The organism is Umezawaea sp. (genome assembly GCF_036375055.1).
In the GTDB taxonomy this organism is placed as follows: domain Bacteria; phylum Actinomycetota; class Actinomycetes; order Mycobacteriales; family Pseudonocardiaceae; genus Umezawaea.
Genome location: NZ_DASUSQ010000043.1, coordinates 50,753 through 72,471, shown reverse-complemented (window position 1 = coordinate 72,471; position 21,719 = coordinate 50,753). Strand labels below are relative to the sequence as shown.

Here is a 21,719-nt window from a genome sequence, read left to right as displayed (position 1 = left end):
GGGGCGGATGCCCCACGACTCCACCAGCCGGTACAGCGCCACTTCCAGCGCGAAGATCGCGGGCTGGGTGAACTCGGTGCGGTCCAGCTCCTCCTGGGTGTCCCGCACGTCCACCAGCGCGGCGACCTCGTCGAACGCCTTGGCGAACACCGGGTAGGCCGCGTGCAGCTCACGACCCATGCCCGCGCGCTGGCTGCCCTGACCGGTGAACAGGAACGCGAGACCCGACTCCTTGGCCACGCCGGGGTTGAGCGAGTCGAGGCCGCGCACCACGTCGGCCAGTTCGGTGCCGACGATCGCGGCCCGGTGGGTGTGCGCGGTGCGGGTGGTCGCGAGGGACCAGGCCAGGTCACGCGGGTTGGTGTCGGGGTTGGCGGCCAGGTGCTCGCCCAACTTGGCGGCCTGGGCGCGCAACGCCTGCTCGGTCTTGCCCGACAGCACGAACGGGACCGCCACCGGCTCCTGCGCGACGACCTCGACCGGCTCGGCGGGTGGCGCCTGCTCGATGATCGTGTGGGCGTTGGTGCCGGAGATGCCGAACGACGAGATGCCCGCGCGGCGCAAACGTTCGCCCGCGGGCCACTCGCGCGCCTCGGTCAGCAGTTCGATGTTGCCGTCGGCCCAGTCGACGTGCGGCGAACGCACGTCGGCGTGCAGGGTCTTGGGCAGGACGCCGTGGCGCAGCGCCATGACCATCTTGATGATGCCCGCGACACCCGCGGCGGCCTGGGTGTGGCCGATGTTGGACTTGAGAGATCCCAGCCACAGCGGCTCGTCGCGGTCCTGGCCGTAGGTGGCCAGCAGCGCCTGCGCCTCGATCGGGTCGCCCAGCGACGTGCCCGTGCCGTGGGCCTCGACCACGTCGACGTCCGAGGTGGACAGACCGGCCGACGCGAGCGCCTGCTTGATCACGCGCTGCTGCGACGGGCCGTTCGGGGCGGTCAGGCCGCTGGACGCGCCGTCCTGGTTGATCGCCGAACCCCGCACGACCGCCAGGACCTCGTGCCCGAGGCGCTGCGCGTCGGACAGGCGCTCCAGCAGGATCATGCCGACGCCCTCGCCCCACCCGGTGCCGTCGGCGTCGGCGGAGAACGCCTTGCAGCGGCCGTCGGAGGCGAGTGCGCCCTGGCGGGCGAAGTCGATGAACGTGCCGGGCGTGGACATGACCGCGACACCACCGGCGAGCGCCATCTCGCACTCGCCGAGCCGCAGGGCCTGCACGGCCCAGTGCAGCGCGACCAGCGACGAGGAGCACGCCGTGTCGATGGTGACCGCGGGGCCTTCGAGGCCGAGCGTGTAGGAGACGCGGCCGGACGCGATGCTGCCCGCGCTGCCGTTGCCGAGGTAGCCCTCGACGCCCTCCGGCGGCGCGATCTCGCGGGCGGCGTAGTCGTGGTACATCAGGCCGGCGAACACACCGGTCCGACTGCCCTTCAGCGTCGACGGGTCGATGCCCGCCCGCTCGAACGCCTCGTAGGACGTCTCCAGCAGCAGGCGCTGCTGCGGGTCCATCGCCAGGGCCTCGCGGGGCGAGATGCCGAAGAACGCCGGGTCGAACTCGCTGACGTCGTAGAGGAAACCGCCCTCCAGGGGGATGTCCTCGACCTGCCAGCCGCGGTCCGTCGGGAACCCGGAGATCGCGTCACGGCCGTTCGCCACGAGGTCCCACAGGTCCTCGGGTGTGGCGACCCCACCGGGGAAGCGGCAGCTCATCGCGACGATCGCGATGGGCTCGGTGGCCTTGTCCTCGACGTCGCGGAGCTGCTTGCGCGCGTCCCGCAGGTCGGCGGTGGCCCGCTTCAGGTAGGCGAGGTACTTGTCCTCGTTCGCCACGTGATCATCTCCTCTGGCGTTGGCGGCGGTCACGTGGCTCACGACAGCTCGTTGTCGAGCAGGTCGAACAACTCGTCCGCGGTGGCGGAACCGAGGTCGTCGTCCTGCGGCGCACCGTCGAGCGAGGCCAGCAGACCGCGCAGTCGGGCCGCGATCACCTGCTTCTCCGCGTCGTCGGGTGCGGCCGTGCCCAGTGCGGCGGCCAGTCGGTCCAGTTCGGTGTGCACACCGGAGGTGCTCGCCGCGTCCTCGATCGGCACGATCGTGCCGAGGTGCTGGGCGAGCGCCGTCGGTGACGGGTAGTCGAAGATCAGCGTGGCGGGCAGGCGCAGGCCCGTCGCCGCGGTGATCTGGTTGCGGAACTCCACCGCCGTCAGCGAGTCGAAGCCGAGTTCCAGGAAGCCGCGACCGGGTTCGACGGCGGTGTGCGACTCGTAGCCGAGCACCGTGGCCGCGTGCTGCCGGACCAGGTCGAGGAGCGCGCGGTCGCGGTCCACACCGGACAGTCCGGCGAGCCTGGCGGACAGGGAGACCTCGGCGACCGCGGCTTCGGCGGCGCGGCGGACCGGCACCTTCACCAGGCCCCGCAGCAGCGGCGCGAGGGTTCCGGCCGCGGCCTGCGAGCGCAGGACCGCGTGGTCCAGGTTGATCGGCACCAGTCCGGCGAGGTCGTGGCCGAGCGCGATGTCGAACAGCTCCAGGCCCTCGCCGGGCTTGAGCGGGGCGACCCCGGCCCGTGCCATGCGCTGGACGTCGGCCTCGGTGAGGTCGGCGCCCATGCCGTCCTCGGTGACCCACAGGCCCCACGCGATCGAGGTCGCGGGCAGCCCGTTCGCCCTGCGGCGCTGGGCCAGCGCGTCCAGGTAGGCGTTGGCCGCGGCGTAGTTGCCCTGGCCCGCCGCCCCAAAGACGCCGCCGGTGGAGGAGAAGAGGACGAACGCGGCCAGGTCCAGGTCGCGGGTCAGCTCGTGCAGGGTGGTCGCCGCGTCGACCTTCGGCCGCAGCACGCGGTCGACCTGGTCGGCGGTCAGCGACGTGATCGTGGCGTCGTCGAGCACACCGGCGGTGTGCACGACGGCGGTCAGCGGGTGCTCGGCGGGAACACCGGCCAGCAGCGCGGTCACGGCGTCGCGGTCGGCCACGTCGCAGGCGACGAAGTCCACCACGGCACCCCTGGCCGTGAGCCGGTCGCGCAGGTCCTCCGCACCGGGAGCGGCCAGGCCGCGCCTGCTGGTGAGCACCAGGTTCCGGATGCCGTGCTCCACCACCAGGTGCTCGGCGACCAGTCCGCCGAGGGTGCCGGTGGCACCCGTGACGAGCACCGTGCCGTTGGTGTCGAGCGAGGTGGGATCGACGGCCGCGGCGGCCCTGGCGAGCCGGGGCGCGAACGCGGTCCCGCCGCGCAGGGCCAGTTCCGGTTCGCCCGCGGCGAGCGCGGCGGTCAGCGCCAGGGAGGAGCTGTCCTCCTCGTCCAGGTCCACCAGGGCGAACCGGCCGGGGTTCTCGGCCTGGGCCGAGCGGACCAGGCCGCGAGCGGCGGCACCCGCGAGGTCGAGCACGTCGTCGTCAGCGCCGACGGCCACCGCACCCCTGGTGACCAGCACCAGGTGGCGGTCGTCGTTGGCGTCGTCGGCGAGCCAGGTGCGGAGCAGGTCGAGCACACCGGTCGTGGCGGCGCGGACCGAGGTGTCCTGGCTGGCGACGAAGGACGCGAACACCACGTCGGCGTCCTCCTGGACCAGCGTGACGCCTGCGGATTCGAGGCGGGCGCCGACCTTCAGCTCGTCGTCGCCGAGCACCGCGTAGGTGACGCCGGCGGGCGGCGTGCCGGGCGTGACCGAGGTCCACTCGACCCGGTACAGCGACTCGACGTGGATCGGGGCGCCCGCGAGCTGGTCGGCCGAGATGGCCCGCAGCGCGAGGGACTCCACCGACGCCACCGGGGCTCCGGTGGCGTCGGCGAGCTGGATGGCCACCGACTCGCCGGTCGCGGAGAGCTTGACCCGCAACGACGTCGCGCCGGTGGAGTACAGCCGCACCCCGCTCCAGGCGAACGGCAGGAGGCCGTCACCGGAGGCCAGGCCGCCCACGCCGATGGCGTGCAGCGCGGAGTCGAGCAGCGCCGGGTGGACGCCGTAACCCCCGGAGTCCGCGCCGGTGCCCGATTCCTTCGTGGCGGGGAGTGCGACCTCGGCGAACACGTCGTCACCCAGTCGCCACGCGGCGCCGAGGCCCTGGAACAGCGGCCCGTAGCCGAACCCGGCGACCGCGAAGCCGTCGTAGACGCCGTCCACGTCGATCTTCTCGGCACCCGTCGGCGGCCACTGCGCCAGGTCGAAGGACGGGACGTCCGACTCCACCAGCGAACCGGTGGCGTGCCGGGTCCAGGACTCGTCGCCGGTCCTGCTGTGCAGGGCGAACGGGCGGGCGCCGGACGCGTCGGGAGCCCCGACCACGGCCTGGAGCTGCACGGACCCGGTCCTCGGCAGGACCAGCGGCGACTGGAGGGTCAGCTCGTCGATCGCGCCGCAGCCGACCTGGTCCCCCGCCCGCAGGGCGAGTTCCACGAAGGCCGTTCCGGGCAGCAGGACCACGTCGTGGACCTCGTGCTCGGCGAGCCACGGGTGGGTGTCGAGGGAGAGCCTGCCGGTGAACAGGAACCCGTCCGCGTCGGCCAGCGGCACGGCCGCGCCGAGCAGCGGGTGGTCGGCCGACGAGAGCCCGGCCGAGGAGACGTCGACCATCGTGGCCGCGTCCTCCAGCCAGTACCGCGAGGTCTGGAACGCGTAGGTGGGCAGCTCGACCTGGCGCGTGGCGCGACCGGCGAAGAACGCCCGCCAGTCGACGTCGACGCCGTGGACGTGCAGCTCGGCGAGCGCCGTGGTCAGCGTGGCGACCTCGGCGCGGTCCTTGCGCAGCACCGGGACGGCGGTCACGTCGGCCTCGGCGGCCATCGCCGTGAGGACACCGTCCGGGCCGACCTCCAGGAACGTCGTGACGCCCAGGCGGGTCAGCTCGGTGAGCGAGTCGGCGAACCGGACCGCGTCGCGGACGTGGGCGACCCAGTGCTCCGGGTTCGTCACGTCGCCGAGCATCGGGACGCGCGGCGTGGAGTAGGTCAGGCCTTCGGCGACCGCGCGGAACTCGTCCAGCATCGGGTCCATCAGCGGCGAGTGGAACGCGTGCGAGACCTTGAGGCGCTTGGTCTTCACGCCCTGACCCGCCAGTTCTCCCGCGACCGCGAGGACGGCGTCCTCGTCACCGGCGATGACCACCGAGCGCGGCCCGTTGACGGCGGCGATGGAGACGCCCTCGGTGAGCAGCGGCAGCACCTCGGACTCGGCGGCACGGACGGAGATCATCAGACCGCCGGTCGGCAGGGCCTGCATGAGCCGACCGCGGGCGCCGACCAGCGTGGTGGCGTCGTCGAGCGAGAGCACCCCGGCCACGTGGGCCGCGGCGAGTTCACCGATGGAGTGGCCCGCCAGGTGGTCGGCGTGCACGCCCCAGGCCTCCAGCAGGCGGTACAGCGCGACCTCGACGGCGAACAGCGCGGGCTGCGTCAGACCGGTCTGGTCGAGGGCGTCGGCGTCGTCGCCGAACACCGTCTCGCGGACCGGGGCGTCGAACTTCGAGCAGACCTCGTCGAAAGCCTTGGCGTAGACCGGGAACGCCTCGTGCAGCTCGCGGCCCATGCCGAGCCGCTGCGAACCCTGACCGGTGAACAGGAAGGCCGTCTTGCCGGACCCCTCCGTGCCGCCGGTGATCGCGTCGAACGCGGCCAGCTTGCCCAGCAGTTCGGTGCGGGACTCGGCGACGAACGCCGCGCGGTGCTCCAGTGCGGCCCGGTGGGTGGCGAGCGTGCCCGCCGCCTCGACCAGGTCCAGCTCCGGGTGCGCCGCGAGGTGGGCGTGCAGCTGAACGGCCTGAGCCTTCAGGGCTTCCCCACCCCGAGCCGAGAGCAGCACCGGGACGACCTGTTCGGTGATCGTCGGTTCGGCCACCGCGACGGCTTCGGGCGCCTGCTCGATGATCGTGTGGGCGTTGGTGCCGGAGATGCCGAACGAGGAGACGGCGGCACGGCGGGGGCGGCCGGTCGACGGCCACTCGCGCGCCTCGGTCAGCAGTTCGACCTCGCCCGCGCTCCAGTCGATGTGCGGGGACGGGGCGTCGACGTTGAGGGTCTTGGGCAGCACGCCGTGGCGCATGGCCTGCACCATCTTGATGACGCCCGCGACACCGGCGGCGGCCTGCGTGTGGCCGATGTTGGACTTGATCGAGCCGAGCCACAGCGGCTCGTCACCGAGGCGCTCCTGGCCGTAGGTGGCCAGCAGGGCCTGGGCCTCGATCGGGTCACCGAGGGTGGTGCCGGTGCCGTGCGCCTCGACCACGTCGATCTGGTCCGCGCCCAGGCGGGCGTTGGCGAGGGCCTGCTTGATGACCCGCTGCTGCGACGGCCCGTTCGGGGCGGTGAGGCCGTTGGAGGCACCGTCCTGGTTGACCGCGGTGCCGCGCACGATGGCGAGCACCGGGTGGCCGTTGCGGCGCGCGTCGGACAGCCGCTCGACGAGCAGCAGGCCCACGCCCTCGCCCCACGCCGTGCCGTCGGCGCCTGCCGCGAACGACTTGATGCGGCCGTCCTCGGCCAGACCGCGCTGGCGGCTGAAGGAGGTGAACGTGCCGGGCGACGGCATCACCGTGACACCGCCTGCCAGCGCCAGGTCGCACTCACCCGAGCGCAGGGCCTGGACCGCGAGGTGCAGTGCCACCAGCGAGGACGAGCACGCGGTGTCGACCGTGACGGCCGGGCCCTCCAGGCCGAACGTGTAGGCGACGCGGCCGGAGATGACGCTGGCGGAGTTGCCGGTGCCGACGAAGCCCTCGACCTCCTCCGGGATCAGCGTGAGCCGGGAGGCGTAGTCGTAGTACATGACGCCGGCGAAGACGCCGGTCTTGCTGCCGCGCACCGAGGTCGGGTCGATGCCCGCCCGCTCGAACGTCTCCCAGGAGGTCTCCAGCAGCAGGCGCTGCTGGGGGTCGGTGGCCAGCGCCTCGCGCGGTCCCATCCCGAAGAACGCCGGGTCGAACTGCGCGGCGTCGTGCAGGAAGCCGCCTTCGCGGGCGTAGGTCGTGCCGGGGGTGTCCGGGTTGGAGTCGAACAGGTTCTCCAGGTCCCAGCCGCGGTCGGTCGGGAACGGCGAGATGCCGTCGTTCCCGGCCACCACGAGGTCCCAGAGCTGCTCGGGGGTGCGGATGCCGCCGGGGTAGCGGCAGGACATCGACACGATGGCGATCGGCTCGTCGTCGGCGACCTTCGCCGCGCGGACCTCCGCGGCCGGGGCCTCGACCGCGCCGAACAGCTCGGTGACCAGGTGGTCGGCGAGCGCTCCGGCGTTCGGGTAGTCGAAGACCAGCGTGGCGGGCAGGCGCATCCCCGTGACGGCGTTCAGGCCGTTGCGGAGTTCGACCGCGGTGAGCGAGTCGAAGCCCAGTTCCTTGAACGCGCGCCCGGCGTGGACGGCGTCCGGCGAGTCGTAGCCGAGGACGGCGGCGACCTGCGTGCGGACCAGCTCCAGCACCGCGCGGTGCCGCTCGGGGCCGACCAGGTCGGCCAGGCCGAGGCGGGACGCGGTGTCCGCGGCGCGGACGGCGCGGCGGGCCGGGCGGACCAGGCCCTGGAGGATCGCGGGGATCACCGGGTGGGTGCGCAGGACCGCGAGGTCCAGGTGCACCGGCACCAGGTGGGCCTCGTCGGTGGCCAGCGCGGCGTCGAACAGCGCCAGGCCGTCGGCGGCGGACAGGGTGCCGATGCCACCGCGGGCGGCGCGGTCGGAGTCGGTGCCCATGCCGGTGTCGGTCTGCCACAGGCCCCACGCCAGCGAGGTGGCCGCGAGGCCGTTCGCGCGGCGGTGGTGGGCCAGGCCGTCGAGGGTGGCGTTGGCGGCGGCGTAGTTCGACTGGCCCGCCGTGCCGTAGGTGCCCGACAGCGAGGAGAAGAGGACGAACATCTCCACGTCGCCGACCAGCTCGTGCAGGTGGCGGGCGGCGTCGGCCTTCGGCGAGGCGACGGCGGCGATCCGGTCCGGGGTCTGCGCCTCGAACGTGCCGTCGTCCAGCACACCGGCGGTGTGCACGACGCCGGTCAGCGGGCGCTCGGCCGGGATGCCGTCGAGCAGCCGCTCCAGGGCGGCGCGGTCGGACACGTCGCACGCGGCGAACGTGGCCACGGCGCCGAGCCCGGCGAGTTCGGTGGCCAGCTCGGTCGTGCCGGGCGCGTCCTCGCCGCGCCTGCTGACCAGCAGCAGGTTCGTGACGTCGTAGCGCGTCACCAGGTGCTTGGCGACGAGGCCGCCGAGCGCCCCGGTGGCGCCGGTGATCAGTACCGTGCCGGTCGGGTCGAGCGCGGGCGCTGCCCCCACGGCCGGAGCCACGCGCCCCAGACGCGGCGCGCGGGCCTCGCCGTCGCGGAGTGCCAGTTGAGGGGCCCCCGGAACCAGCGCGTGGGACAGCACACCGCGGGAAGCCTCCTGACCGTCGAGGTCGAGCAGCACGAACCGTTCGGGGTGCTCGGTCTGCGCCGAGCGGATGAGGCCCCAGATCCCGGCCGCGGCCAGGTCGGTGACGTCCTCGCCCGCCGTCGACACGGCACCCCTGGTGACGAACACCAGCTTCGACTCGGCGAACCGGTCGTCGGCGAGCCAGGTCTGGGCGAGGGTGAGGGCTTCGGACGCGTCGGCCGGGGACACCAGGACCGCGTCCGGCACGTCGACGAGAGCGGCGAGGTCGTCGTCCAGCTCGGTGAACGACACCGTCGCGTCGGTGGTGGGGACGGCGACCCAGTCGACCTTGAACAGCGAGTCGGTGGTGGTCTTGACGGCCACCTGGTCGGCGGAGACCTGGCGCAGCACCAGCGACTCGACCCGTGCGACGGGGGCGCCGGTCACGTCGGCCACGTCCAGGGTGATGCCGTCGTGCTCGCCGCGCGACAGCTTCACCCGCAGTGCGCCCGCGCCGACGGCGTTCAGGGAGACGTCGGTCCAGGCGAACGGGATGCGCACGACGTCGGTGTCGGGCAGCAGACCGCCGAGCCCGGCGGCGTGCAGCGCGGAGTCGAGCAGCGCCGGGTGGATGCCGAAGCCGGTGGCGTCGGCCACCTCGACCTCGACGAACACCTCGTCGTCGCGCAGCCAGGCGGACTTGAGGCCCTGGAACGCCGGGCCGTAGCCGTAGCCGGACTCGGCCAGCGCGTCGTAGAAGCCGGTCAGGTCGACGGCCTCGGCGTTCGCGGGCGGCCACTCGGCCAGGCTGTTCCGCACGGCGGTACCGGTGGAGAGGGAGCCGCTGGCGTGCCGGGTCCACGGGCCGTCGGCGACGCTGGAGTGCACCTGGAGCGCGCGGCGGCCGTTCTCGTCGGCGGCGGCCACGGTCAGCTGGAGCGCCACGTCGCCGTGCTCGGGGATGGCCAGCGGGGCTTCGAGGGTCAGCTCCTCCAGCAGGTCGAGGCCGACCTGCTCGGCCGCGTGCAGCGCGAGTTCCACGAACGCGGTGCCGGGCACCAGGATCGAGCCGAGGACGACGTGGTCGGCGAGCCACGGCTGGGCCGCGGTCGACAGGCGACCGGTGAGGACCAGCCCGTCGCCGTCGGCCAGCGACAGGGCCGCGCCGAGCATCGGGTGGTCGACGTCCCGCAGACCGATCGCGGACACGTCGGCCCAGCCGCGGGCGGGCTGCGGCCAGAAGCGCTCGCGCTGGAACGCGTAGGTGGGCAGCTCGACCCGGCGGGCGCCGGAACCGGCGAAGTACGCGGCCCAGTCGACCCGGTTGCCGAGCGCGTGCAGCGAACCCAGCGCGCGGACCAGGGTCGGGGCTTCGGGGCGGTCTGCCCGCAGGGCGGGCACCAGCACGGCGTCGGTGACGCTGTCCGCGCCCATCGCCGTCAGTACCGCGTCCGGGCCCAGCTCCAGGAACGTCGACGCGCCACGGGATTCCAGCGTCGTGACGGTGTCGGCGAACCGGACCGCCTCGCGGACGTGGCGGACCCAGTACTCCGGGTTCGTGACCTCGCCCAGCATGGCGATGGTCGGTTCGGTGAAGGCCAGCTTCGCGACCACCGCGCGGAACTCGTCCAGCATCGGGTCCATCAGCGGCGAGTGGAACGCGTGCGACACGGTCAGGCGCTTGGACTTCCGGTCGGCGAACTGGGCGACGACCCGCGCGACCGCCTCTTCCTCGCCTGCGACGACGACCGAATCGGGACCGTTGATCGCGGCGATCGACACGGTGTCGGTGAGGTGGGGCGTGACGTCGGCCTCGGTGGCCTGCAACGCGACCATCGCGCCGCCCGCCGGGAGGGCCTGCATGAGCCTGCCGCGGGTCTCGACCAGCTTCGCGGCGTCCTCCAGGGTGAGGACACCGGCCACGTGGGCGGCGGCGATCTCGCCGACGGAGTGGCCGCCGACGAAGTCGGGACGCACGCCGAACGACTCGACCAGCCGGTACAGCGCCACCTCCAGCGCGAACAGTGCGGGCTGGGTCGTGCCGGTGCGGGTGAGGGCGTCGGCGTCGACGCCGAACACGGCCTCGCCGATCGGCTGCTCGAAGTGCGAGCACACGGCGTCGAACGCGTCGGCGAACACCGGGAACGCGTCGTACAGCTCGCGACCCATGCCGAGGCGCTGTGAACCCTGTCCGGTGAACAGGATGGCCAGTCGGCCTTCGGCGGCGGTGCCGCGGACGAGCGAGGCGTCCCGGTCGCCGCGCACCAACGCCGTCAGGCCCCGGACCAGATCGGCCTGTTCCCCGACGACGACCGCGCCGTGCTCCAGGTGGGCGCGGGTGGTCGCGGCGGAGAACGCCGTGTCGATCAGGTCGGCGGTGGTGTGGTCGAGGTGGTCAAGCATGCGCTCGGCCTGGTCCACCAGGGCTTCGGGGGTCTTCGCCGACAGCACCAGCGGCAGCACCGGCGGAGCGGTGCGCTCGAGTGCCCCACCGACGAGCTGGGAAGGAGCAGGACTTCCGAAGCCGCTGTTCGCGGCTTCGGGGGCCTGCTCGATGATCGTGTGGGCGTTCGTGCCGGAGATGCCGAAGGACGACACCGCCGCGCGGCGCGGGCGGCCGGTCTCGGGCCACTCGCGGGCCTCGGTCAGCAGTTCGACCGCGCCGGAGGTCCAGTCGACCTTCGGGGACGGCTCGTCGACGTGCAGGGTCTTGGGGGCGACGCCGTTGCGGATCGCCATGACCATCTTGATGATGCCGCCGACACCGGCCGCCGACTGGGCGTGGCCGATGTTGGACTTGAGCGATCCCAGCAGCAGCGGGGTTTCCCGGTCCTGGCCGTAGGTGGCGAGCACGGCCTGGGCCTCGATCGGGTCGCCGAGCACCGTGCCGGTGCCGTGCGCCTCGACCACGTCGACGTCCGAGGTGGACAGACCGGCGTTGGCGAGGGCCTGGCGGATCACGCGCTGCTGCGACGGGCCGTTGGGGGCGGTGAGGCCGTTGGAGGCACCGTCCTGGTTGACCGCCGAGCCGCGCACGACGGCGAGCACCTGGTGGCCGTTGCGCTGGGCGTCGGACAGCCGCTCGACGAGCAGCATGCCGACACCCTCGCCCCAGCCCGTGCCGTCGGCCGAGGCCGCGAACGCCTTGCAGCGGCCGTCGGTCGCGAGACCCCGCTGGCGGGAGAACTCCACGAACGTGCCGGGCGTGGACATGATCGTCACGCCGCCCGCGAGCGCCATCGTGCACTCGCCGCTGCGCAGCGCCTGGGCGGCGAGGTGCAGGGCGACCAACGACGAGGAGCAGGCGGTGTCGACCGTGACGGCCGGGCCCTCCAGGCCGAAGGTGTAGGACACGCGGCCGGAGGCGACGCTGGTGATGTTGCCGGTGCCGAGGTAGCCCTCGACGTTGTCGCCGCCCGCGACCAGCAGGGCGGAGTAGTCCTGGTTCGCGGTGCCCGCGAACACGCCGATCTGCTCGCCGCGCAGCGAGGTCGGGTCGAGGCCTGCCCGCTCGAAGACCTCCCACGAGGTCTCCAGCAGCAGCCGCTGCTGCGGGTCCATGGCCAGCGCCTCGCGGGGCGAGATGCCGAAGAACGCCGGGTCGAACTGGCTGATCCCGGTCAGGAACCCGCCCTCCACGACGTAGGAGGAGCCCTGGCTGTCGGGGTCGGCGTCGAACAGCGCGTCGGCGTCCCAGCCGCGGTCGCTCGGGAACGGCGAGATCGCGTCGCGGCCCTCGGCGACGAGCTGCCACAGCTGCTCGGGCGACGAGACGCCACCGGGGAAGCGGCAGGACATCGCGACGATCGCGATCGGCTCGTCGTCCAGCGGGGTGTTGGCGGTGATGGTGTCGAGCACCGCGCCCGCGCCGCCGAACAGGGTGTCCAGGTGCTCGGCGAGCACGGCCGGGGTCGGGTAGTCGAAGACCAGCGTCGCGGGCAGCGACAGGCCGGTCTCGGCGGTGAGCTTGTTGCGCAGCTCCACGGCGGTCAGCGAGTCGAAGCCCAGCTCGCGGAACGGCCGCGTGCTGGTGATGTCGTCGCCGGAGGCGTAGCCGCAGACGATCGCGGCCTGCCGGCGCACCAGGTCGAGCAGCGCGCGGGAGCGGTCCGACGCCGACAGCGCGGAGAACTTCGACGTGCTGGGCGCGTCCTGCGCCGGGGCCGCGTCCAGCGCCGCGCGGACCTCGGGGAGGTCGCTGATCAGCGGGCTGGGGCGCAGCGTCGTGAAGACCGGGGCGAACAGCGACCAGTCGATGTCGGCGACCGCCACGGCGGTGTCGTCGCAGCGGATCGCCTGGCGCAGCGCGGTGAGCGCGGCGTCGGGGTTCATCGCGGTGACGCCGCGGCGGCGGAGCTGCTCCCCCGCGTCGCCGGTGGCCATGCCCGCCTCGGCCCACGCGCCCCAGGCCACCGACAGCGCGGTGAGGCCACGGGCGCGGCGGGACTCGGCCAGCGCGTCCAGGTAGGCGTTCGCGGCGGCGTAGGCGGACTGGCCGCCGCTGCCCCACGTGCCCGCGATCGAGGAGAACAGGATGAACGCGTCGACCTCGCCGACCAGCTCGTCCAGGTTCCGCGCGCCGTCGACCTTCGGGGCCAGCAGCGCGGCGAAGTCGGCCTGGTCGTACTCGGCGAGCGGCGTGAACTGCTCGGCGCCCGCGGCGTGGACGACGGCGTTCGGCGGGAACTCCGCGACCAGCGCGGCCACGGCGTCGCGGTCGGCGACGTCGCAGGCGGCGAGCGTCACGCGGACACCCGTCGCTTCGAGGGAAGCGGCCAGTTCGGTGGCGCCGGGCGCGGTCGCGCCCCGACGCGAGGTGAGGACCAGGTGCTCCGCGCCTGCCTCCGCCAGCCAGTGGGCCACCCGCGCGCCAAGTGCGCCGGTGCCCCCGGTGACGAGCACGGTCCCACGCGGCGCGAAGCCCCCTGCAGCCTCAGCGGTCCGCCCGTGCGCCAGGCGGCGGGCGAAGACGCCCGAACCGCGCAGAGCCACCTGGTCCTCGGTTCCGGCGAGCACGGCGGCGACCCGCTCGTACCCGCGCTTGTCGAGCGTCTCGGGGAGGTCGATCAGACCGCCCCAGCGGTCCGGGTGCTCCAGCCCCGCGACCAGTCCCAGGCCCCAGATCGTGGCCTGGTCGGGGTTGTCGACCACGTCCGCGCGGCCGGTGGTGACCGCGCCCCTGGTCGTGCACCACAGCGGCGCGGAGATCCCGGCGTCGCCGAGCGCTTGCACGAGCGCAAGCACCTCGGCGACGTCCGTGCAGGTGGAGAGCACCCCATCGACCTCGCCGACGGTCTCCAGCCCGGTCACCAGATCCGCACGGTCCGCCGAGGCGGCGATGCGGACGATCTCGACACCCGGCAGTGCCAGGTCCTCGGAGCCGACCAGCAGCCAGCGGCCGGACGCGGTGGCCGCGCCGGGCGTCGTGTGCCGCCACTCGATCCGGTAGCGCCAGCCCTCCACGGTGGACTCGCCACGGCGTTCGCGGCGCCACTGCGCCAGTGCGGGCAGGACGGTGCCGACGGTCTCGCCGTCCAGGGACAGCGAGGTGGCCAGCGACTCCAGGTCCTCGCGCTCGACGGCGTCCCAGAAGCGGGCCTCGACCTCGTCCACCTCGGCGGTGATCGCCGGGCGCTCCAGCCAGTACTGCTCGTGCTGGAAGGCGTAGGTGGGCAGGTCGACCCGGCGGGCGCCGGTGCCCGCGAAGAACGCGGTCCAGTCGACCTTGACGCCGCGGGCGTGCAGCGCGCCGAGCGCCGTGACGATCGAGCGGGCTTCCGGGCGGTCCTTGCGCAGGCCCGCGACCAGGGCGGCGTCCTCGACGCTGTCCGCGGCCATCGCCGTGAGCACGCCGTCCGGGCCCAGCTCCAGGAACGTCTTGACGCCCTGGGCCTCGAGGGTCGTGACGGTGTCGGCGAACCGGACGGTGCCGCGGACGTGGCGGACCCAGTGCTCCGGGTCGGTCACGTCGCCGAGCAGCGGGATCGTCGGCGCGGAGAAGGTGAGCCGGGAGACGACCTGGCGGAAGTCCTCCAGCATCGGGTCCATGAGCGGCGAGTGGAACGCGTGCGACACGGCCAGGCGCTTGGACTTCCGGTCGGCGAAGTGCGCGAGCACCTGCTCCACGGCGGCTTCGGTCCCGGCGACGACCACGGAGTTCGGGCCGTTGACCGCCGCGATCGAAACGTCGTTGCCGATGAGCGGCAGGACCTCGGCCTCGGTGGCCTGGATCGCGACCATCGCGCCGCCGGTCGGCAGCGCCTGCATCAGGCGGCCACGAGCCGAGACGAGCGTCGCGGCGTCCTCCAGGGTGAGGACACCGGCCACGTGGGCGGCGGCGATCTCGCCGATGGAGTGGCCGCCGACGGCGTCGGGCTTCACGCCCCACGACTCGACCAGCCGGTAGAGCGCCACCTCCAGGGCGAACAGCGCGGGCTGCGCGTTGCCGGTCTGGTTCAGGGCGTCGGCGTCGACGCCGAAGACGATCTCGGCGACCGGCGCGTCCAGCACGGCGCACGCGGCGTCGAACGCCTCGGCGAACACCGGGTAGGAGTTGTACAGCTCGCGGCCCATGCCGAGGCGCTGCGAACCCTGGCCGGTGAACAGGATCGCGGTCCTGCCCTGCACCACCGTGTCCCGCACGGCCAGGGACTTCAGGCCGGACAGCAGTTCGTCGGTGTCGGCGGCGACCACGACGGCCCGGTGCTCCAGGTGGGCGCGGGTCGTGGCGGCGGAGAAGCCGAGGTCGGTCAGGTCGACGGAGTCCGCGATCGACTCCAGGTTCGACGCCTGGCCCAGCAGCGCGTCCGCGCTCTTGGCCGACAGGACGACCGGCGTGACCGGCGGGGAAGCCTTGGTCCCACCGACGGGCCGGGAGGGACCAGGACTTCCGAAGCCGCTGTTCCCGGCTTCGGGCGCCTGCTCGATGATCGTGTGGGCGTTGGTGCCACCGATGCCGAACGAGGAGACGCCCGCGCGGCGCGGGTGGCCGGTCGTCGGCCACCCGACCTGCTCGGTGATCAGCTCGACGTCACCGGCGGTCCAGTCGACCTGCGGGGTCGGCGCGTCGGTGTGCAGCGTGCGGGGCAGGACGCCGTGGCGCATGGCCAGCACCATCTTGATGATGCCCGCGACACCGGCGGCGGCCTGCGTGTGGCCCAGGTTGGACTTCAGCGCGCCGAGCAGCAGCGGGCGCTCGCGGTCCTGGCCGTAGGTGGCCAGCAGCGCCTGCGCCTCGATCGGGTCGCCCAGCTTCGTGCCGGTGCCGTGGCCCTCCACCACGTCGACGTCCTGGGTGGACAGTCCGGCGTCGGCGAGCGCGGCCTTGATGACCCGCTGCTGCGACGGACCGTTCGGGGCGGTCAGGCCGTTGGACGCGCCGTCCTGGTTCACGGCGGAGCCGCGCACCAGCGCGAGCACCTGGTGGCCGTTGCGCTGTGCGTCGGACAGCCGCTCCACGAGCAGCAGGCCGATGCCCTCGGACCAGGTGGCGCCGTCGGCGGCGGCGGCGAACGGCTTGCAGCGGCCGTTGGGGGCCATGCCGCCCTGGCTGGCGAAGTCGACGAACGTGCCGGGGGTCGCCATGACGGCGACCCCGCCGACCAGCGCCATGTCGCACTCGCCGCTGCGCAGCGACTGCGTGGCCACGTGCAGCGCGACCAGCGAGGAGGAGCAGGCCGTGTCGATCGTGACGGCCGGGCCCTCCAGGCCGAAGGTGTAGGAGACGCGGCCGGACGCGACGCTGCCGGAGTTGCCGGTGCCCAGGTAGCCGGACACCTCCTCCGGGATCGTGGTCAGGCCGTTGACGTAGTCGTGGTACATCAGGCCGGTGAACACACCGGTCTTGCTGCCGCGCAGCGTGGCCGGGTCGATGCCCGCGCGCTCGAACGTCTCGTAGGAGACCTCCAGCAGCAGCCGCTGCTGCGGGTCCATCGCGACGGCCTCGCGGGGCGTGATGCCGAAGAACGCGGAGTCGAACGAGCTGGCGTTGTGCAGGAACCCGGCCTCGGTCGAGTCCAGCGCCTGGCGCAGCAGGTCGAGGTCCCAGCCGCGGTCGGTCGGGAACGGCGAGATCGCGTCCACGCCGTCCGTCATGACCTGCCACAGGTCCTCCGGCGAGGCGATGCCGCCGGGGAAGCGGCAGGCCATCGACACGATGGCGAGGGGCTCGTCGGTGTTCTTGCGGGCGGCGGGCTTCGCGACGACCTCGGCGGGCACGGTGCCGAGCAGTTCGCCGCAGAGGAAGTCGGTGAGCACGGCGGAGGTCGGGTAGTCGAACACCAGCGTCGCGGGCAGGCGGAGGCCGGTCGCGGCGGAGAGCTGGTTGCGGAACTCGACGGCGGTCAGCGAGTCGAAGCCCAGCTCCTTGAACGCGCGGCTCGCGTCCACCTCGGAGCCGGAGCCGTAGCCGAGCACGGCGGCGACGTAGGCGCGGACGATCTCCAGCACCTCGGGCAGCCGCTCGGCCTCGGGCAGCGCGGCCAGCCGACCGGCGAGACCCGCGACGGCGGCCTCGTCGGCGGCGGTCGCCCTGCGGCGGGTGGTGGTGCGGACGAGCCCGCGCCACAGGCGGGGCACGGAGCCGTCGGCGGCCTTGAGGGCGCTCAGCGTGACGCGCACCGGCAGCAGCAGGTCGTCGCCGGTGGTGAGCGCGGTGTCGAACAGCGCCAGACCCTCGGCGTCGGTCAGCGCGCTGAACCCGCCGCGCGACAGGCGGTCCTGGCCACTGGAGCCCATCGCGCCGGACATGCCGCTTGCGCGCTCCCACAGGCCCCAGGCCAGCGAGACGCCGGGCAGCCCGAGGGCGCGGCGGTGAGCGGTGAGGGCGTCGAGGAACGCGTTCGCGGCGGCGTAGTTGCCCTGGCCGGGCGAGCCGAGCACGCCCGCGGCGGAGGAGAAGGAGACGAACAGCGCCAGGTCGTCGTCGGCGGTGAGGTCGTGCAGGTGCCAGGCGGCGTCGACCTTGGGCCGCAGCACGGCGTCGACCCGCTCCGGCGTCAGGGAGGCGAAGATCCCGTCGTCGAGCACACCGGCCGCGTGCACGACGCCCGCGAGGCGGTGCCCGGTCCGGATGTCGGCCAGCACGGCGGCGAGCGCGTCGCGGTCGGCGGCGTCGCAGGCGACGATCCGGGCGTCGGCGCCCAACCCGGCCAGCTCGGACAGCAGGTCGGCGGCGCCGTCGGCGTCCGGGCCGCGGCGGGAGGTCAGGACCAGGTCGCGCACGCCGTAGGCGGTGACGAGGTGCTTGGCGAGCAGCGCGCCCAGTCCGCCGGTGCCGCCCGTGACGAGGACCGCGCCGTCGACGACGGGGGCCTCACCGGCGGGAACGGCCCTCGCCAGACGGGGAGCGAGCACGACGCCGTCGCGGATGACGACCTCGGACTCGTCGGCGGCGAGCGCGATGCTCAGCGCCGACTCCGACGACGGCAGGCCGTCGGTGTCGACCAGCAGGATGCGGCCGGGGTTCTCCGACTGCGCGGAGCGGACGAGGCCGCGGGCCGCGGCGGCGGCGAGGTCGAGCACGTCCTCACCGCTCGTGGAGACGGCGTTGGAGGTGACCAGCACCAGGCGTTCGGCGTGGTCGCCGCCCAGCCACTCCTGCACGAGCTGGAGCACGGAGTGCGCGGTGGAGTGGACCGAGTCGACGTCGTTGGTGCCGCGCACCGGGATGACCACGGCGGGCGACTCGTCGTCGGCACCGTCGGTGACCGGGATCCAGGTGAGCGTGAACAGCGACTCGGAGGTCGTGGAGCGGACGGCGCTGAGCTGGTCGGTGGAGATCGCCCGCAGGACCAGGGATTCCACGGACGCGACCGGCTGGCCCGCGCCGTCGGCGACGAGCAGCGAGACGGCGTCGGTGCCCGCGCGGGTGATGCGGACCCGCAGCGCGGTGGCACCGGCGGCGACCAGTTCGACGCCGCTCCAGGAGAACGGCAGCCACGGGCCGTCGGCGGAGCTGAGGAACTCGCCGTGCGCGATGGCGTGCAGCGAGGCGTCCAGCAGCGCGGGGTGCAGGCCGAAACCGTCGACGTCGGTGCCCTCGGGCAGCGCGGCCTCGGCGTAGACGGCGTCGCCGTCGCGCCACACCGCGCGCAGGCCCTGGAACACCGGGCCGTAGTGCAGGCCACCGGCCGCGAGGGCCTCGTAGAGACCGTCCAGGTCGACGGACTCCGCGCCCGCGGGCGGCCACGTCGTCAGGTCGGCCCGCTCGCCGAGCGACGACGGCGCGAGGGTGCCGGTCGCGTGCCGGACCCAGGCGCCCTCGTCCTGGCGGGCGGAGATGGTGAACGAGCGGCGGCCGGACGGGTCGGCCTCGGCGACGGCGACCTGGAGCTGCACGGCCCCGTGCTCGGGCAGCACCAGCGGCGCCTGCACGGTCAGCTCGTCCAGCAGCGCGCAGCCGACGTGGTCGGCGGCGCGGATCGCGAGGTCCACGAACGCGGTGCCGGGCACGAACACCAGGCCGGACACGACGTGGTCGGCGAGCCACGGGTGGGTGCCGACGGACACGCGGCCGGTGAACACCACACCGCCGTCGTCGTCGGACAGGTCCACGACCGCGCCGAGCAGCGGGTGGTCGGCCTCGCCGAGACCGGCGGCGGTGACGTCCACGACGGACGAGGTGCCGCCGATCATCCAGTAGCGGCGGTGCTGGAAGGCGTAGGTGGGCAGCTCGACGGCGCGGGCGCCGGAGCCGTCGAACAGCGCGGGCCAGTCCACGGGCAGGCCGCGGACGTGCGCCTCGGCCAGCGACGCGAGGAAGCGGCGGAGGCCGCCCTGGTCGCGGCGCAGCGACCCGAGGGCGAGACCGGTGACCTCGGCGTCGTCGAGCATGTCCTGCACCGGCATGGTGAGCACCGGGTGCGGGCTGACCTCCACGAACGACCGGAAGCCCCGGCCGATCATGTCCTCGACCGTCGGGGCGAAGACGACCGTGCCGCGCGCGTTGCCGTACCAGTACTCGGCGTCCAGCTCGGCGCCGTCGACCAGTTCGCCGGTCACGGAGGAGAACATCGGGATCGTGGTGGCGCGCGGGGTGATCGGCGCGAGCGCGGCCAGGACCTCGTCACGGATGATCTCCACGACCGGCGAGTGCGAGGCGTAGTCGACGCGGATGCGCCGGGCGCGCAGGCCCTCGGCCTCCAGCTCGGCGACCAGGCGGTCCAGCACCTCGGGCTCGCCGGAGAGCGTGACGGAGCGCGGGCCGTTGATGGTCGCGATCGTCACGCCGTCCACGCCGGCGATCCGCTCGCGCAGGTCGGCGAGGGGCAGGCCGACCGAGGCCATGCCGCTCTTGCCCGCCAGGGCGATGAGCGCCTTGCCGCGCAGGGCGACCACGAGGGCGGCGTCCTCCAGGGAGAGCGCGCCCGCCACGCACGCGGCGGCGATCTCGCCCTGCGAGTGGCCGATGACGGCGTCGGGCTTGATCCCGTGGGACTGCCACAGCGCCGCGAGCGACACCATGACGGAGAACAGCGCGGGCTGCACGACGTCCACGCGGTCGAGGCCCGGCGCGCCGTCCTCGGCGCGCAGCACGGCGGTCAGCGACCAGTCGACGTGCGCGGACAGGGCCTGCTCGCACTCGGCGATGCGGGCGGCGAACACCGGGGAGGAGTCGAGCAGCTCACCGGCCATGCCCGCCCACTGCGAACCCTGGCCGGGGAAGACGAAGGCGGTCTTGCCGCGCACGTCGGCGGTGCCGCGCACGAGGTCGGTGACGGGGCCGTCCTCGGCGAAGGCGCGCAGGCCCGCGGCCAGCTCGGCGCGGTCGTCGCCGACCAGCACGGCGGCGTGGTCGAAGCGGGAACGCCTGGTGGCCAGCGAGTAGGCGACGTCGGTCAGGTCGACGTCGTCCTCGATCAGGGCGACGAGCCGGGCGGCCTGGGCGCGCAGCGCGTCGGACGTCTTGGCCGACAGCAGCAGCGGGACGACGGGGAGCGGCTTTCGCTCAAGAGTCCCCACGACGGGCTGGGAAGGATCAGAACTTCCGAAGCCGCTGTTCGCGGCTTCGGGCGCCTGCTCGATGATCGTGTGGGCGTTGGTGCCGCTGATGCCGAACGACGAGACGGCGGCGCGGCGCGGGCGGCCGGTCTCGGGCCACGGCGTGGTCTCGGTGACCAGCTCGACGGCTCCGGAGGCCCAGTCGACGTGCGGGGTGGGGTTCTCGGCGTGCAGGGTCTTCGGGACGACGCCGTTGCGGATCGCCATGACCATCTTGATGACACCGGCGACACCGGCGGCGGCCTGGGCGTGGCCGATGTTGGACTTGAACGAGCCCAGCAGCAGCGGGGTCTCGCGGTCCTGGCCGTACGCGGCGAGCAGCGCCTGCGCCTCGATCGGGTCGCCGAGCTTGGTGCCGGTGCCGTGCGCCTCGACGGCGTCCACATCGGACGGTGAGAGCCTGCCGGAGGCCAGCGCCTGCGCGATGACGCGCTCCTGGGCGAGGCCGTTGGGGGCGCTCAGGCCGTTGGACGCGCCGTCCTGGTTGATGGCGGAGCCGCGCACGATCGCGAGGACCCGGTGGCCGTTGCGGCGCGCGTCGGACAGCTTCTCGACGGCGAGCATGCCGACGCCCTCGGCCCAGCCGGTGCCGTCGGCGTCGGCGGAGAACGCCTTGCAGCGGCCGTCGGTGGACAGGCCGCGCTGGCGGGAGAACTCGACGAACATGCCGGGGGTCGCCATGACCGCGACACCGCCCGCGAGCGCGAGCGTGCACTCGCCGGAGCGCAGCGCCTGGATGGCCCAGTGCAGCGCGACCAGCGAGGAGGAGCACGCGGTGTCGATCGTGACGGCCGGGCCCTCCAGGCCCAGGGTGTAGGAGATGCGGCCGGACGCGACGCTGGTGGCGTTGCCGGTGAGCAGGTAGCCCTCGACGCCGTCCTCGGCGTCGGCGGTCTCGGCGGCGTTGCCGTACTGGTACTGGGCGGCGCCGACGAACACGCCGGTCTGGCTGCCGCGCAGGGTGTGCGGGTCGATGCCCGCGTGCTCCAGCGTCTCCCACGACGCCTCCAGCAGCACCCGCTGCTGCGGGTCCATCGCCAGGGCCTCGCGGGGGCTGATGCCGAAGAAGTTCGCGTCGAACTGGGCGGCGTCGTGCAGGAAGCCGCCGTCGGCCACGTACGCGCTGCCCGCGGCCTCCGGGTCGTCGTCGAGGTTCAGCTCCCAGCCGCGGTCGCCCGGCATGCCGCCGATCGCGTCACCGCCGGACTCCACGAACCGCCACAGCTCGTCGGGGGACGACACACCGCCGGGAAAACGACAGCCCATGCCGACGATCGCGATGGGCTCCTGGCCCTCGCGGTCGAGCTCGCGCAGCTTCCGCTTCGCGTCGTCGAGCTCGCTCGTCACCTTTCGCAGGTAGGCGAGGACCTTGTCTTCGTTGGCCATTCG

General features: G+C 73.7%; 2 protein-coding genes. Both read right to left on the bottom strand.

Going from position 1 to position 21,719, the window contains the following annotated elements:
• The coding region (locus tag VFZ92_RS13090; RefSeq protein ID WP_414719889.1) for a type I polyketide synthase at nucleotides 1-1,875 on the bottom strand (1,875 nt) is incomplete at its 3' end.
• Nucleotides 1,872-21,716: a type I polyketide synthase gene (locus tag VFZ92_RS13085; protein WP_330876155.1), complete on the bottom strand. Its 19,845-nt coding sequence runs from the start codon at nucleotides 21,714-21,716 to the stop codon at nucleotides 1,872-1,874. The genes VFZ92_RS13090 and VFZ92_RS13085, both read right to left, overlap by 4 nt.
• Between the last annotated feature and the right edge of the window lie 3 nt (nucleotides 21,717-21,719).

What these genes read in the sequence shown, in the direction of transcription:
- VFZ92_RS13085 (WP_330876155.1), bottom strand. Translation starts at nt 21,716, where the DNA reads ATGGCCAACGAAGACAAGGTCCTCGCCTACCTGCGAAAGGTGACGAGC.